Raw genomic sequence first — 14,094 nt, 5'->3', positions numbered from 1 at the left:
GATGGTCGGACCGTCCGCCCCTTTTTGTGAAAGTCTTCAACACATAGAGAACAATGAAACGATCAGATTGTGCTGTCCTTGTCGTCATTGCCGTGGTCCTTGGTTTTTTCATGCTGGTTCCCGGTGCCTTTGCCACCTTCAAATCGGTGAGTGTGGCCCATGGATTTTTCATGAGCTTCGTCAAGTTCGCGATCCTTGCCACCTTTGGAGAATGTCTGGCCTTGCGTATCGTGGCCGGTGTCTATTCCCGTCCGGGATTCGGGGTGGTCCCCCGGATGCTTGTCTGGGGTGTTTTGGGTATGCTCATCAAGAGTGCCTTTACCATTTTCACGACTGGCGTTCCGGTGTTGTTGGCACACGTCGGGTTTTCCGGGACCGGGACATCTCTTGTGGCAACCGTGATGAGTGCGTTCATGGTCAGTACGGCGTTGAACCTGCTTTTCGCACCCGTGATGATGACCATTCACAAGATCACGGACATGCATATTACCCGGACCAATGGCACCTTGGGCGGTTTTTTCAGCTCCATTGATATCGCGATGCTCTTGAAACAACTCGACTGGTCCGTGATGTGGCATTTCGTTTTCAAGAAGACCATTCCGTTTTTCTGGATTCCCGCACACACCGTCACCTTCATGCTGCCCGGGGAATTTCAGGTCCTGTTCGCGGCCTTTCTCGGGATCATGCTCGGATTGATCCTCGCCTTTGCGGGAAGTCGAAAACCTCTCAACCCCCTAGCCTCCACATCCGTATGATGCCCCCCATCAAAATATAGACCTCCATCGGGTGTGGTGAACAAACGGCCGCAAAGGGTTCCTTTGCGGCCGTTCCAGGTCTGTTTATCAGCTAAAGGAGGGGGATGACGAGTCTGTCATGCAACGGATGACGCGGCTTCAGACTGGCTTGGTGGTGCGGATTGACGCACACACTGTTGTCTGGCCTCGTCATTGCCGATGATGGCAAGTCTGTCTCCGGGCACAAGAATGTGTCGGGCGTCCGGGTTGGTGAGCAGTTCGCCGTTGTGAACCAGCCCGACAATGGATGCGCCGGTCTTTCGACGGATGTTGTTATCAGCGATGGATTTGTGCGCCCACGGGCTGTGTTCGGCAAGGTCGAGCCATTGCAGGTCGAATTGATGCTCGGCGGTGCGGAACTGGGATAACTCTCGGTATTGGTCGGCAGAATCGCACCATGTCGAGTACAGTTCCTGTCGAATCTTTTCCGTGTGGCGATGAATGTCCATTGGGGAAAGATGGAAATGCAGCAGGGATTGTCGGGCCATTTCCAGACTGGCTTCAAATTCGGGCAGGACCGCTTCGGAAATCCCGAGTTGCTTGATGGTATTGATGTTCTCGGTGCTTGACGATCGGGCAATGATGTCAATGTCGGGATTGAGTCTTTTGGCATTGTGGACAATGGACCCGGTGGTGACGAGGTTGGGGACGGTGATCAGCAGGAGCTTGGCGGTTCGGATATGGGCGGCATCCAGCACGATTTCCTGACTCCCATCGCCATAGATTGCGGGGAGTGAATCTTTTTTTGCTGCTTCGAACCGTCGGTGGTCCAGTTCGACCAACACAAACGGGGTCTGTAACCGTTTGAAAATGTGAGCGACCTGCTGGCCGATACGACCACTGCCCAAAATCACGATGTGCTCATGTAATCCTTTTGGGGGAAGGTGGCTTGATTCCAGTGCTTCATGGCGAAACCACCGTTTCTTCAAGGCGTAGAGTCGGGCGGTCTGGCCGGAAACGAACGGGGTCAGGACCATGGACAGGATGGTGACGGTCAGGACCAGCGAATACAGGGTCGCATCGATGGACCCGGTGGACAGGCCGAGTCGGGCGAGGACAAACGAGAATTCACCCACCTGAAATAGTCCCAGTCCAACGGCCAGCGGGACGACATTTCGGTATTTGAAGACGGACGCGACCATGGCGAAAATGAGTCCTTTTCCAACGCAGACAATGGCCAGAAGCCAGAGCACATCAAGCGAATTCTCGACCAGAAAATTGGGGTCGAACAACATGCCGACCGACGAGAAGAACAACAGCCCGAAGATATCTCGCAACGGAATGATATCACTGAGGGCCTGATGACCGTATTCCGATTCACTCAGGACCATACCCGCGACAAATGCGCCAAAGGCAAAGGATAGCCCGGCGAGATAGGTCAGGTAGCCGACTCCGAGACCGATGGCCGCGATGGCGAGCAGGAACAGCTCCCGCGATCCCAGCCGGGCAATACGAGCCATGAGCCATGGCAGGAGGCGGGTGCCGAGGAGAATCATCCCTCCGATGAAACCGGCGGCCTTGAGCGCGGCGAATCCGAGTTTGGGCAGTCCGAGCACTGGGTCGTTCAGTTCGGGGAGAATAATCATCATCGGGACGACCGCCAGATCCTGAACAATGAGCATCCCGATCATGACCTTGCTGGACAGTGTGCCCATCCACCCCTGATTCATCAATGTCTTGAGCAGAATCATGGTACTCGAAAAGGAGACGATCGCCCCAAGCCAGATGGATGATTTCCAGTCCAGTCCCATGAGATGCCCCATTCCGTACCCCAGCCCGATGGTGAGCAGCATTTGGAGAGGGGTGCCGATCAGGGCTATTTTCTTGACGGGTTTGAGGTCTTTCAAGGAAAATTCCAGTCCCAGTGCGAAAAGCAGCAGGGCGATACCGATCTCGGCAAGCAGTTCGATTTCGTGGACTCCGGACACCGTGTAACCGCTGGTATGCGGCCCGAGAATGATACCTGCGCCAATATACCCGAGAATCAGGGGGAGTCCGATTCGTTGGGCGATGATGCCACAAAAGAACGCGACAATGACGATGAGAATGATGTCTGTGGCAATGCCCATGGAAAAGCCTGTGTGTCTCGGGTGGAAATCATTTTCCATACCCGTATTCTTAAGTATGGATTGTTACTCCGTGAAATTCAATGGGAATTCGTCTTATTGAGGAACGTCGTGCGAAAATATGTCGAAAGAAGGAAGTTTCGAGTGTTTCGAAGAGTGGAATTGGATTGTGGTGAATTGCGTGCGAAAATGACGGTGTCTACGCAGGCAGCCATGTTCGGCAATAGCGATCCACGTCGAATTTTCGGCGGCATCCGTTTTCATTCATGTAGCGGATGGAACCGAAGACTGGCCTGTTTTTCCAGCCCCGGTCATGCAGTCCGGCTACCGACCACAAAACACCCACATATCCGTTCGGGTCCCCCCCATCGAGTTGGAACCGATCATTGAGCCGCAGGGCAATGGAGTGGGCTTCTTCGGGTGAGGCGGTCCATTCGAGAATCTTTTTGGCCCAGAACATGCGCATGTACCCGTGCATGAATCCGGTCGTGATCAGTTGGCTTTGGGCCGCGTTCCAGAGTGCCGAATGGGTCTGGGCCGCCTCAAAGGTTTCATATGGATATTCGTGGCTGCGAGGAGCGTCCCGTTGTGCATCCAGCGTCTTGAGTGCCCAGGGTGCGGCACCTCGGAGGCTGTCATAGTGCTGATTATGCAGGCAAAAGTTGTCGGATAATTCCCGGCGAACAATCAATTCTTCGAGATACGCGGCCTGGTCGTCACCTTTGTTTGAGGCGGCTACGGCCAACGCCGCACGTTGCGGGGCCAGTTGGCCGAAATGGAAGTATCCGGAAAGTCGGGACGTGGCCTCGGCATTGGGATCGTTGCGGTCTTGCGCGTATCCGTCCAGTCGGTGATCCACGAAATCGGCGAGCGCGTCATGGGCGGCTTGTCCGCCGGGAGTGAGCATGGCCGGACCGACCGTGGTATCCAGATCAAGCGATGCCCGGACGTGTGCCCAGTCCACGGGATCACTGGTGATCGGTCGGTGTTTCAGTGGGGTCAACGTCGGGAAATCTTCGAGAAATTCGTGGGAAAGCCGGTGAATTTTCGGGCGGATGGTGCGGGCGGCATATTCCTGTTTGTCGGACACGATGCGTGCGGGGATGACGTTGTGCCCATCGACCTCGAACAAAGGCACATTCAGGCGGGCAGCCACGGCCTGTTGCCAGTGTTGTTTGATGCGCAGGGGATCGAAATCCGTGACCACACATCCGGCTTTGTAATCGGCCACACAGCGTGGGATGACGGTTGCCGGGTCCCCTTGTTCCAGAAAAAAGGGAATGGAATGGTCTGCCAATGCCTGTTCCACGGTTTCCAGCCCGGAAAGCATGAAGTCATATTGTCTCAGCGTGGCTCCCAAAAAGGTCGGGGCCAGGCAGAAGACGGCGATCAGTGGGCGGTCTTGACCAGCCAATTGGCGCGCATACAGGAGTCCCCAGTTGTCTTGAACCCGTTGTTCCCGACTCATCCAGTAGATGACCGGGCCGGGACCGGGCGTGCCTGTACGCAGTGGGTGGACTCGTAATTCGTTGATCGTCATTTGGGTCCTTGGTGCGAATGTGTCTGTGGAATGTGGCACTTGGGAGCCGTTTTATCAACCGGAAAGGGGCCGTCAAGAATCGTGCATCCGGTCTGTTCGGCCAATGCCGAGATCATGCCCTTGAAGATCAGTGCGTGCAGGGGGTAGACCGACCACCAGTACGCCAGTCCGGCAACGCCTCGGGGCAGGAATTTGGCAGTCATGGTCAGTTGGGTGTTGTCTGTTCCGGATTGCTCCATGGTGAATTCCAGCAGGGCCTCGCCCGGGAGCTTCATTTCGGCCAGCAACAGCAGCCGTTCCGCCGGTTGGATGTCGATGACCCGCCAGAAATCCAGCGCGTCACCAATAGCCAGTTGCTCCGGGTCACGTCGGCCACGTCGCAGTCCCACGCCGCCAAACAAGCGGTCGAGCATCCCGCGCAATCCCCATAGCCTGTTGCAACAATACCATCCATTGTCGCCGCCGATGGAGACGATTTTGGACCACAATGCATCCGGGCACCCTTCCATCTTGATTCGGTAGGCGCTTTCAAAGACCGCACCTCCGGCATACGGGGCGTCGCCGCAGGCGATCCATTCCGGGGTGTGGATGGCTCCGGCGTCCGACCAGCAGGTGGTCACCGTGTGTTGTTTGACCTTTTCCAACGCTCGCCGGATTGTTGTCCGTGCATCGGAGAGTTCGCATGGCATGATGTGTCGGATACGGGTGTCCTTGCACACAACCCGATTTTTCAGTCCGAGCACCAATGGACGCGCCAGGGCCACCGGGATGGGCGAGACAAAGCCCAGCCAGTAGGAAGAGAGTTTGGGTGAAAGAAAGGGCACCGGGACGATTAAACGTTTTTTGAGTCCGGCTTCTTCCTGATAGATGCGGAACAGCCGTTCATAGGTCTCGATGTGCGGTCCGCCGATGTCAAAGGCTTCGCCAATGGTCTCGGGATGATCGAGACTTTCCGACAGGTAGAAGAGCACATCGCGGATGCTGATGGGTTGGGATTCCGTGCGAACCCATTTGGGCGTGACCATGGCTGGAAGCCGATCCACCAGATACCGCACGATTTCAAATGACGCGCTGCCTGAGCCGAGAATGACCCCGGCGCGGAAGCGGGTGCAGGGAACCGGGCCACTGGCCAGAATGTCGCCAACCTCGGCCCTGGATTGCAAATGATGGCTGATATCCGGGTCATCGGGAATGAGTCCGCCAAGGTAGATGATCCGTTCGATGGCGGCGTGTTCGGCGGCCTGCACCATGTTGTGGGCGGCCTGCCGGTCTTTGGCCGCGAAATCCCCTCGCCCTTGCATGGAATGCACCAGGTAAAAGGCCGCATGGCACCCGTCCAGGGCCTTGCGGACCGAGTCCGTGTCAAAGAGGTCGGCCGCGACGATTTCGCATCGCGGGTCTGACGCGAAAGGACGACACGCCAGTTTTTCAATGGATCGACCAACCGCACGGATTCGCCATCCTTGTTTCAACAAGGTGGGAACGAGCCGCCCGCCGACATAGCCGGTGGCGCCAAGAACACAGATGATGCCATTTCTTCGATTCACCGCTGCTCCTTTTCTGGCTCACACCTGGTTTCGCAACATGAGTTCAGCCGGGTAGGGCCGTAAATAGTGTTGCAGAGCCAGATAGGTCTTTTCATATTTTGAAACATAGTGATTTATCAGTGTTATCGGGACGACCAAGGGCACAAGTCCCCGGTGATATTGGCTGATGATGTCGAGCAGTTCTCTTTTTTCGGCCGCAGAAAGTTCCTTCTTGAAGTACCCCATGGCGTGCTGGAGGACATTGACGTTTTTCTTGGTCGTCTGCTTGTAGGAGAGTGCCTTGAAAAGCAGAGAGAAATATTGGGCACCCAAGGTGTCGATATCCGCTGTCCCGGCCTGCGCCACCAGTTTGCCCATGGCCCGATAGAGCGTGATGTTGTGGGCCATGATGAGCATTTTGTGACGGGTGTGAAAATCAACGAGATTTCCGGGACCGGACGCAGCGGTCATGGCTTCTCGCCATCGTTTCAAGGTGAAGATTCGTGCGATGAAATTTTCCCGGAGCCGAGGGTCATGCAACCGTCCGTCATCTTCAAACGGCAGTTGCGGAAACCGACGCATCACCATGGCGGCCCATAATCCGGTTCCATCATGTCTGGGCATTCCCTTTTCATTGTAGACTTTGATGCGTGACATGCCGTTCGAGGGTGAGCCGTACTTGAAAATATACCCGCAAATATCTTCGGTTTCGAGCTTCTTGAGCCGTTTTCCTCCCCATTTTCGCATGGCGTTGGTCCAGTCCTTTCCGGAAGATCGCCCCACCAGTCTGGGAGCGTCTCTGTCCCCGACAAGTCGCACGGCCTCCCGTGGCACAGACATCCCTGTTTCCACCTCGGGACAGATCGGTACCCATTCAACATAGTGCCCAAGAGTATCCCGGAGATATCGGTCCAGTTTTTGTGAACCGTCATACCGAACTTTTTCTCCCAAAAGGCATCGTGCAATTCCCAATCTGATTTTTGTGTTTTCCATGGACCTCTCCATGTCCCAAGAGATTGAGACTGTGAACGTTTTTTCAGGCATGGTCGAGACGGTGTGGGCATGACAGAACACCTGAAATGAAGGACCTTATGCCTATACTACGCTTTTTTTGACGTGTTGCCATCATAAAAGACCCCTTTCAAAACTCCTCGGAGTCTTGCAAGCAGGCCATGAATCCGTTTTGGGTGGAATGAAGGAGCTTTTGTTGAGTCGGGGGCATGGAAATGGGAGATATATCGGACTGGGACTGTTTGTTGATCCCACATGACATACAGCGTTTTTTTGAAGGAGAATATTCGAAGAAAATGGAGAGAGTGTAATGAATTTTGTTCTAAATATAAGGAGCCTGCATGAGAATCTCGATTTTTGTATCGACATCTTTGGAAAACAAAAAGAGGGCCATGGTCGACCATGGCCCTGAATCTTTTCCATAGCGGGGGTGGGGGGTGGCTATGGAGTATATGTTTGTTTGGTGTTCATCTTTTTGAGTTCATCGGTGTTGAATGGTTCAGCATAGACACCGAGTTGGACCATGGGTTTGTTGATTGGGGTAAAGGGGACCCAAGCGCCTTTCTTCTTTTCGAGGAACGGCCAATCCAGCAGATCGGGAACCAGAGGAATCACGCCTTTTTTGAAGGAGAGCTTGCCGTCTTGAACGATTCCTGGCGCGTATTTTTCTCCTTTGGCCAGTGCGGAGACGGCCTCGGTGGCGTGACATTGTTCGCATGTGCGGCCTTCGGCCATAATGGAATGGGTGAGATACGGGACATATGTCACAAAGGGATAGTTATCCGGTCCGACCAACGTCTGAAGGGTCCCGCTGGTGACTTTGCCATCGTATTTGACCAGAAGCAGGAAGTCCTTGGCCTTGGCGGCGAAACTCTCTGACTTCTTGCCTGTTTCCTTGAGAACACCAAAATGGCAATTGTAACAGGTCATGGTGTTGGAGACGTGACAAGCCGTGCAATCAAGCTTTTCAGTGTGAATTTTGTGTGATTTTGAATCCGGGACATCCGGCCCTTCGCCGCCGTCCTGCGTGTGACAGTTGGTACATTTGGTATCTAGCGCACCCGGAGCGCGCATACTTTCGTAGCAGGTGCCATCGCCATGGACTTCGCGTTGGGAGTGACATTCGGAACAGCTCATCTTGGTCATGTGGACACTTTCGAAGCCTCTGGCCTTGTCCATGCTCAATGTGGCTTTTTCTCGTGAATGACATTTGAGACAGGTTTCAGATTTTTTGGCTTTTTCCGTGGAGTAGGCGTATCCTTTTTCTGTTTTTACCAAGTGGCAGTCGTTGCATGAGGTCACATGACAGTTCTTGCAACCCAAATCCTTGTACGGCACCCCGGTCACGGCACTGAAACCGTCCTTGGCATCGTACCAGTGTTCCATGCCTCTGGTCGTGTGGTGCAGGCTGGTGGCAAAACACTTTTCCGTGTCTGCCGAATCCTTGGCGAGAGTGGGACCTGTCATCAAGAGACAGGCACCGGCAAGAAACAGGAAACAGAACAGTCCAATTCGCATGACTCCTCCTTGTTTGGATTGCAACGGGATGCCGGCTCTGGATGAAGTGGTGTTCTCTCGGGCTTTTTGCAGTGCCAGTCACCCTTTTCATGGTATGGAAAAAGCAACAGTTGTGCCATGATTGAGTGCTTCTAATTGCCTGATTTTTATTGGAATAATTTTTTGCCTGTGCCGGCCGTTGCAAGGAAACGTGCAGAATGCACGATAGAGCGCATAGTCTTTTGCACAATGCATGATTTTCGGAGTGGAAAGAGGGAAGGAAGCCGTTTACCGGGGGGAATTCCTGATGAAGAAATCATCTCGAAATCGTTTTCATGACACCATTCTCGATTCCATTAACGAGGGGGTGTTCACTGTGGATCTGGAGCGACGTATCCTATCGTTCAACGCCGCCGCCGAACGCATCACCAAGGTCTCTCGTCATGAAGCAGAGGGCTGTCAGTGTCGAGATATCATTCGAGCGGATTTGTGCAAACGGTCATGTGCCATGGAACGCACGTTGCGCACGGGACATCCGGTGGTGAACGCGACCACGCACATTACCACGGCCCAGGGAGAGCGGGTGCCGGTTCGGATCGCCACAGCCCTGCTCCGAGATGAGCGAGGGCTGGTTATCGGTGGGGTGGAGACCTTTCAGGATCTTTCGCAGGTCGAGCAATTGCGCAAGGCTCTTGAAGCCCGGTACACGTTCAAGGATATTATTGGCCGCAGCCCGGCCATGACCAAATTGTTTGCGTTGTTGCCGTTGGTTGCCGAGAGCGAGAGTACAGTCCTGATCGAAGGCAGCACCGGAACCGGGAAGGAACTGTTCGCCCGCACGCTTCATAATTTGTCCCCCCGAAGAAAGGGGCGTTTTGTGGCGGTGAACTGTGCCGCGCTCCCTGATACCTTGTTGGAATCCGAACTGTTCGGCTACAAAGCCGGGGCATTTACCGATGCCAGACGGGACAAGCCCGGGCGGTTCGCGTTGGCAGAGGGGGGAACGATTTTTCTGGATGAAATTTGTGATCTCAGCCCGGTGGTTCAGGTTCGGTTGCTTCGGGTGTTGCAGGAGCGATATATTGAACCGTTGGGCGGGGTGGACCCGGTCAAGGTGAATGTCCGAATCATTGTGGCGGCAAAACGGGATTTGGCGGAACTGGTGCGTCAGGGAACATTCCGGGATGATTTGTATTATCGTATTCGAGTGGTGCATTTGGTGTTGCCCCCGCTTGTGGAGCGTCGGGGCGACATACCGCTTCTGGTCGATCATTTGGTGACAAAATTTAATCATCTGCAAAGCAAGGCTGTCGCCGGATTGTCCGAGCGGGCCATGGCCCGAATTTTGGAGTACGAGTATCCCGGCAACGTGCGAGAATTGGAAAATATTATTGAACAGGCCTTTGTGCTGTGTCGGGGGGAGCGCATCAAATACCGGCATTTGCCCCCGGAATTGCGCAGTCAGGCGACTCCCTTGGGCCGTGGAGATCGGCCATGTTCATTCAAAGAGATGGAACGTGTGCTTATTGAAGAAGCCTTGCAGCGGCATCATGGAAATCGAGGCCAGGCCGCCCGGGATTTGGCCATTGATCCCAGCACGCTCTACCGCAAAATGCGTCGGCTGGGCATCCGGTACCAAGAGGAACGAAAGGAGTGAGAGGGGTGGCGTTTGACACTTTTTTAAGATCGTTATCCGATCCTTCCAAGGCTTATTGTGTCTCTATTAAAAATCATTACTTGAACCCTTTCTCGGTGAATAAGGCGACAGCATAGATTTTTTTCATTAGATTATTGACCAGAAGAGAATGGTAAGGTGTGTCAGTCAAAGCTTCTGTTAATTTTTGCAATAATTCAGGGTTGTTTTTGTCAGTGCTGGCCAATTTGCATTGAACTCTCATGTCCTCTTCAACGTATAAATCCAGCAGTCTCCCTTCAAAATCATAACCCACAAAAAGGGAATCCATAACATCATAGTGTTCTAAATAATTGCTCATGTTGTCGGAGGAAAGAAAGACACTGATGTCGTGCCCTTCAAATATGAAGATCGGAAACACAGGGGTATTTTTGTCTGTCATTGAGTCTCCTCGATAAGAGGTAAAGGAAGTCCGTCAATTACAGGTTCGATATCAGGAGTTTCAACATGATTTCTAAGATTTTTATTTTCAACTTACTTCCTTTTACTCCTTTCGTACCATTCATACGCTTCGCTTAAACCTCCCCCTAAATAACCAGGAATAGACGGTTCAGGCGGTCCCTTTATGAGGGCATTTGATGTGAAGTCATAGGCAGCTTTAACTCCTGCTGCCAATGTATCAGGATGTTGCATGGAAGTTCTCGTAACAACTCTACTTACTTCAAATTATTGAACTTCCCTGAAGTGTGATCTTCAGGGGAGTTCGTTGTTCATTCGTCCTTTTTATTGCGGGATGGAGAGCGAAGAAACCAAGCGAGAATGGGGATTGCAAGCCCCCCGCCCAAGATAATATACTCTACCCAGGTATAAACAGGGAACCCCTTAAAAAAGGACACATCTGAATTGAGGCTTAGGAGACTTGTTATTATCATTGTCAGGCTCATCATGATTTCTATCGGCTTAACTCTCACTACTTTTTCCTTTTTTTATACGCAGTATGACCTTTGCCAACAAAACCACCCAAATAACCAGGCCACGAGGCAGGCGGTGGCCCTTCATCAAAAGCTCCAGAAGCAAAATCTACCGTCATCTGTGACGCTGCTGCCAATGTATCAGGATGTTGCATGGCGGCTCCGACTACGGTTGGGGCTACTGTCGTGCCTGCTGCCGCTGCAATGGGCAAGGCTCCCTCCCACAATTTCCGTTTTGATACAGAGCATTTAAACGAGCCCATTTCGGCCTCTTTGCTTTTTCCACATTCCCCATGAAAGCCAGAGCAAAAGGACGCTATACGGAGCAGTGAACCATAAACCGAATGAATGGAAATTCTTGTCCATGACGTGTTGGACGGCTCCCCACGAGAAACCAACTGCTGCAAAAGCCATGAAAATTGCCCCCAAAGGCCAACGCTTTCCTCCTCTCGCGATGTATATGTATGGTATGGTCATGAACAGACACTCCATCGCTATGATGGTGTACAGTGCTGCAATATGGGCTGCTGGTTCCGTCATTCGCAGTACGGGAATCCAGAAACCCGCAGAGGCCAGTGAACACAATATGACCTTCCACAGGGGAAGATCAGTCTGTTTCGAGCCTTCCTGAACAAAAAGGGTGTAGGCCAAGCAACAAATGATAAAGCCCAAAAAGATGTCGTACGAATTGGGTGGAGTTCGTTGGGTCAACAAATATATGCCCCAAACGATTTTTGAAAAGCCGAAAATGGTCCAGCTCACCGCGGCTATCCGCATCCACAATTTCACTCCGGTCAGGGCGAGAAAAGCCGGAATGAACTTTATTCCCAAGGAAAGGATTTCCAATGAAATGTCAGTTTCATATCCATCTACTATAGAGCATTCGGCGCGAGTGACCATAAAAAAGGCCATGACAAAAAGTTGGAACCATTTATACATGCCATTCTCCAAAAGGTCGCCCGAAGGCGGCCTTTTTGTTTGAGATTATTTGGTGCTCCAGGATTTTTTGAAAACATTATCGAATTTTTCCAGGAGCACAAATCCTGAGGGGCAGTTCGTTGAACCAGCGATGTCGTTGTCCCGTCGATGAGAAAAAACAGCACTTCCTTTATCACGTTGCCGGACGCGTCGGCAACACCCCGGAGGGTGCCGATCTGATCGTAATGCAGGGTGAATACGTCACTGTTTCAGTGATATATGGTCGAGGGAAGGTGTTTCTTTGTTCGTATGAAAGGATTTGTCTGTCATTCGTCTCGGCTGGGCCAGATGATCGTGATTCGGTTGGTTGTGTGCCATCCGTTTCCAAGGAATTCGGCGATACAAAGAAGCCCCCGACGCATTTTCTGTCAGGGGCTTTATCTTCTATTTCTTGTTTCGTGATCGAAAGAACCAAGCCAGAGGAAGTATGCTGATACCGCCCAGCGCATACGTATATGCTGCCCACTCCGGGATGGGGAAACCTCTATATTCAAAGTCGTTCGTCACGATCATGCCTATTCCATGTATTGTCATGACTGCACTCAACATCATTTCTAAGATTTTTATTTTCAATCTACTTCCCCTTACTCGTTTCGTACCATTCATACGCCTCGCTTAAACCTCCCCCTAAATAACCGGGAAGAGACGGTTCAGGCGGTCCCTTTATGACGGCACTTGATGTGAAGTCGTAGGCGGCTTTAACTCCTGCTGCCAATTTATCAGGATGTTGCATGGCGGCTCCAACTACGGTTGGGGCTACTGTCGTGCCTGCTGCCGCTGCAATGGGCAAGGCTCCTGCTCCCAAGGCAATCGCTGTATATTTCTGCAAATCCTTGTTGGTTGCAAAAGCTTCGCCCGTCTTGCTGAGATCTTCTCCTGCCCCCTTTGTCCCCTTGGTGATAGCCGCACCAATACCCGCAGGAGCCTTGTCCCACAGTTGACCAAGACCGGCTCCTATTTTTTTCACTCCACCCCAGAAGCCTCCTTCCAACCCCAACGGGTCAATCGCATTGACCGGATCATCCAAACAATACCCGTACCAGTCCGGGTCTCCGCCCTTGTCCCCTATCGGATCGGGGGCAGTCCATCGGCCTGTGAAGGTGTCGTAGTCCCGCCAGCCAAAGCGGACAAAGCCGAGATCTCGGTCATGGAGGCCCCCTGCGAAACCGATGGGGATTCGGAAGCCCTCATTCGTGTCTTCGATGATGCCGCCAAAGGGATCGTACAGCACTTCCTTTATCACGTTGCCGGACTCGTCGGCAACAACCCGAAGGGTGCCGATCTGATCGTAATGCAGGGTAAATACGGTCCCGTCCTCGCGGCGCATGGATGACGGCAGGCGGTTTTTGTCTGCATAGTGGAATTCGTAGGCCCTGTGTCCATCGTGAAACGCGCCAAGGCGAATGAAATCAAGCCATTGGTATGCCTCGACACGTTGGCCGTTTAAATATTTTGCGGCCCGCTGTCCGTCTTTGTTGTGGCGATAGGTGTACACGCGATTCTGATCCTCCACTTCCATTTTGAGAAGCCGGTAGTCCGGGGAGTACTCGTAAAGGGAGTATGTGCCGCCGTTTGACCAGATGGATCGGAATCCGTTTTTGTCATGGGTAAACGTGTTGTTGCCCGCTCGTATCAGCCGATTGTCAGGGGTGTATCGATAGTCCCGATAGCTCGATCCAACGGTAGCCGGAAAGGTGTCTCGCTGTCGGCGGCCTTCCCTGTCATAGTAGCATTGGCAGATCAACCGTCCATCAAGGTGTGCCTCGAAAAGACGCCCCTCCTTGTCATAAGAATACGTCCAGGTGATGGGTCTGCCCGCAACAATTTCCTGTTTTGCAACGATGCGACCGTTCTGGTCACGCTTCAGCCTGCATTCAAATACGCTCATGTTTTCTCCTTCGGGCCACTGAGCAACACGGCCCTGTCAGTCTTTGCGAAGAGCGTATCACGGGTTTTTCAGCGCAAACGGGCACAACCGGTCAGTGTCGGCCAAATGCCGCGCGATGTCGGCCTCGTGTAGCGACTTGACGGCAAAATACCGTCAAATATCCGCATTTTTCGTTTGACAGGTTTCAGGA

General features: G+C 52.8%; 11 protein-coding genes. 2 read left to right on the top strand and 9 right to left on the bottom strand.

What is annotated here, in order from left to right:
* Positions 1 to 53: 53 nt before the first annotated feature.
* The gene (locus tag GO013_RS02050; RefSeq protein WP_163808380.1) at positions 54 to 755 is read left to right on the top strand and encodes a hypothetical protein; all 702 of its coding nucleotides are present in this window, start codon (positions 54 to 56) and stop codon (positions 753 to 755) included.
* Positions 756 to 871: 116 nt separating this feature from the next.
* Here the strand turns inward: GO013_RS02050 and GO013_RS02045 are convergent, their stop codons facing one another.
* The 5 genes from GO013_RS02045 to GO013_RS02025 form a co-directional block, all read right to left on the bottom strand.
* Positions 872 to 2,902, bottom strand: a complete 2,031-nt coding sequence (locus tag GO013_RS02045; RefSeq protein WP_239057699.1) for a cation:proton antiporter — start codon at positions 2,900 to 2,902, stop codon at positions 872 to 874.
* A gap of 157 nt (positions 2,903 to 3,059) precedes the next feature.
* Positions 3,060 to 4,400 (bottom strand): deoxyribodipyrimidine photo-lyase, encoded by a 1,341-nt coding sequence (locus tag GO013_RS02040; protein ID WP_163808379.1) that lies wholly within the window; start codon positions 4,398 to 4,400, stop codon positions 3,060 to 3,062.
* Positions 4,397 to 5,947 (bottom strand): SDR family oxidoreductase, encoded by a 1,551-nt coding sequence (locus tag GO013_RS02035; protein WP_163808378.1) that lies wholly within the window; start codon positions 5,945 to 5,947, stop codon positions 4,397 to 4,399. Before GO013_RS02035 ends, GO013_RS02040 begins: the two co-directional genes overlap by 4 nt.
* An 18-nt stretch (positions 5,948 to 5,965) precedes the next feature.
* The gene (locus GO013_RS02030) at positions 5,966 to 6,919 is read right to left on the bottom strand and encodes a DUF523 and DUF1722 domain-containing protein (RefSeq protein ID WP_163808377.1); all 954 of its coding nucleotides are present in this window, start codon (positions 6,917 to 6,919) and stop codon (positions 5,966 to 5,968) included.
* A gap of 459 nt (positions 6,920 to 7,378) precedes the next feature.
* Positions 7,379 to 8,455 (bottom strand): hypothetical protein, encoded by a 1,077-nt coding sequence (locus GO013_RS02025; protein ID WP_163808376.1) that lies wholly within the window; start codon positions 8,453 to 8,455, stop codon positions 7,379 to 7,381.
* Positions 8,456 to 8,741: 286 nt separating this feature from the next.
* On the opposite strand from GO013_RS02025, the gene GO013_RS02020 reads away from it, so the two are divergent.
* Positions 8,742 to 10,091 carry a sigma 54-interacting transcriptional regulator gene (locus GO013_RS02020; RefSeq protein ID WP_163808375.1) on the top strand — a complete coding sequence of 450 codons (1,350 nt, stop codon included), beginning with the start codon at positions 8,742 to 8,744 and terminating at the stop codon, positions 10,089 to 10,091.
* A 76-nt stretch (positions 10,092 to 10,167) separates the two neighbouring features.
* Here the strand turns inward: GO013_RS02020 and GO013_RS02015 are convergent, their stop codons facing one another.
* The 4 genes from GO013_RS02015 to GO013_RS02000 form a co-directional block, all read right to left on the bottom strand.
* Positions 10,168 to 10,509 (bottom strand): hypothetical protein, encoded by a 342-nt coding sequence (locus tag GO013_RS02015; protein WP_163808374.1) that lies wholly within the window; start codon positions 10,507 to 10,509, stop codon positions 10,168 to 10,170.
* Between the two features lie 528 nt (positions 10,510 to 11,037).
* Positions 11,038 to 11,193: a hypothetical protein gene (locus GO013_RS02010; protein WP_163808373.1), complete on the bottom strand. Its 156-nt coding sequence runs from the start codon at positions 11,191 to 11,193 to the stop codon at positions 11,038 to 11,040.
* Between the two features lie 94 nt (positions 11,194 to 11,287).
* Positions 11,288 to 11,977: a hypothetical protein gene (locus GO013_RS02005; RefSeq protein ID WP_163808372.1), complete on the bottom strand. Its 690-nt coding sequence runs from the start codon at positions 11,975 to 11,977 to the stop codon at positions 11,288 to 11,290.
* A gap of 613 nt (positions 11,978 to 12,590) precedes the next feature.
* Positions 12,591 to 13,904, bottom strand: coding sequence for an RHS repeat-associated core domain-containing protein (locus tag GO013_RS02000; protein WP_163808371.1), 1,314 nt, complete (start codon positions 13,902 to 13,904; stop codon positions 12,591 to 12,593).
* Positions 13,905 to 14,094 lie beyond the last annotated feature (190 nt).

Source organism: Pseudodesulfovibrio sp. JC047 (assembly GCF_010468615.1).
Lineage (GTDB): Bacteria > Desulfobacterota > Desulfovibrionia > Desulfovibrionales > Desulfovibrionaceae > Pseudodesulfovibrio.
The sequence above is the reverse complement of the archived record's forward strand: the minus strand, read 5'-3'. Positions and strand labels throughout refer to the sequence as shown.

Bases quoted from the DNA above. Each gene is read 5' to 3' on its own strand.
- GO013_RS02050 (WP_163808380.1), top strand. From the start codon at position 54: ATGAAACGATCAGATTGTGCTGTCCTTGTCGTCATTGCCGTGGTCCTT.
- GO013_RS02045 (WP_239057699.1), bottom strand. From the start codon at position 2,902: ATGGAAAATGATTTCCACCCGAGACACACAGGCTTTTCCATGGGCATT.
- GO013_RS02040 (WP_163808379.1), bottom strand. From the start codon at position 4,400: ATGACGATCAACGAATTACGAGTCCACCCACTGCGTACAGGCACGCCC.
- GO013_RS02030 (WP_163808377.1), bottom strand. From the start codon at position 6,919: ATGGAAAACACAAAAATCAGATTGGGAATTGCACGATGCCTTTTGGGA.
- GO013_RS02025 (WP_163808376.1), bottom strand. From the start codon at position 8,455: ATGCGAATTGGACTGTTCTGTTTCCTGTTTCTTGCCGGTGCCTGTCTC.
- GO013_RS02020 (WP_163808375.1), top strand. From the start codon at position 8,742: ATGAAGAAATCATCTCGAAATCGTTTTCATGACACCATTCTCGATTCC.
- GO013_RS02015 (WP_163808374.1), bottom strand. From the start codon at position 10,509: ATGACAGACAAAAATACCCCTGTGTTTCCGATCTTCATATTTGAAGGG.
- GO013_RS02010 (WP_163808373.1), bottom strand. From the start codon at position 11,193: ATGCAACATCCTGATACATTGGCAGCAGCGTCACAGATGACGGTAGAT.
- GO013_RS02005 (WP_163808372.1), bottom strand. From the start codon at position 11,977: ATGTATAAATGGTTCCAACTTTTTGTCATGGCCTTTTTTATGGTCACT.
- GO013_RS02000 (WP_163808371.1), bottom strand. From the start codon at position 13,904: ATGAGCGTATTTGAATGCAGGCTGAAGCGTGACCAGAACGGTCGCATC.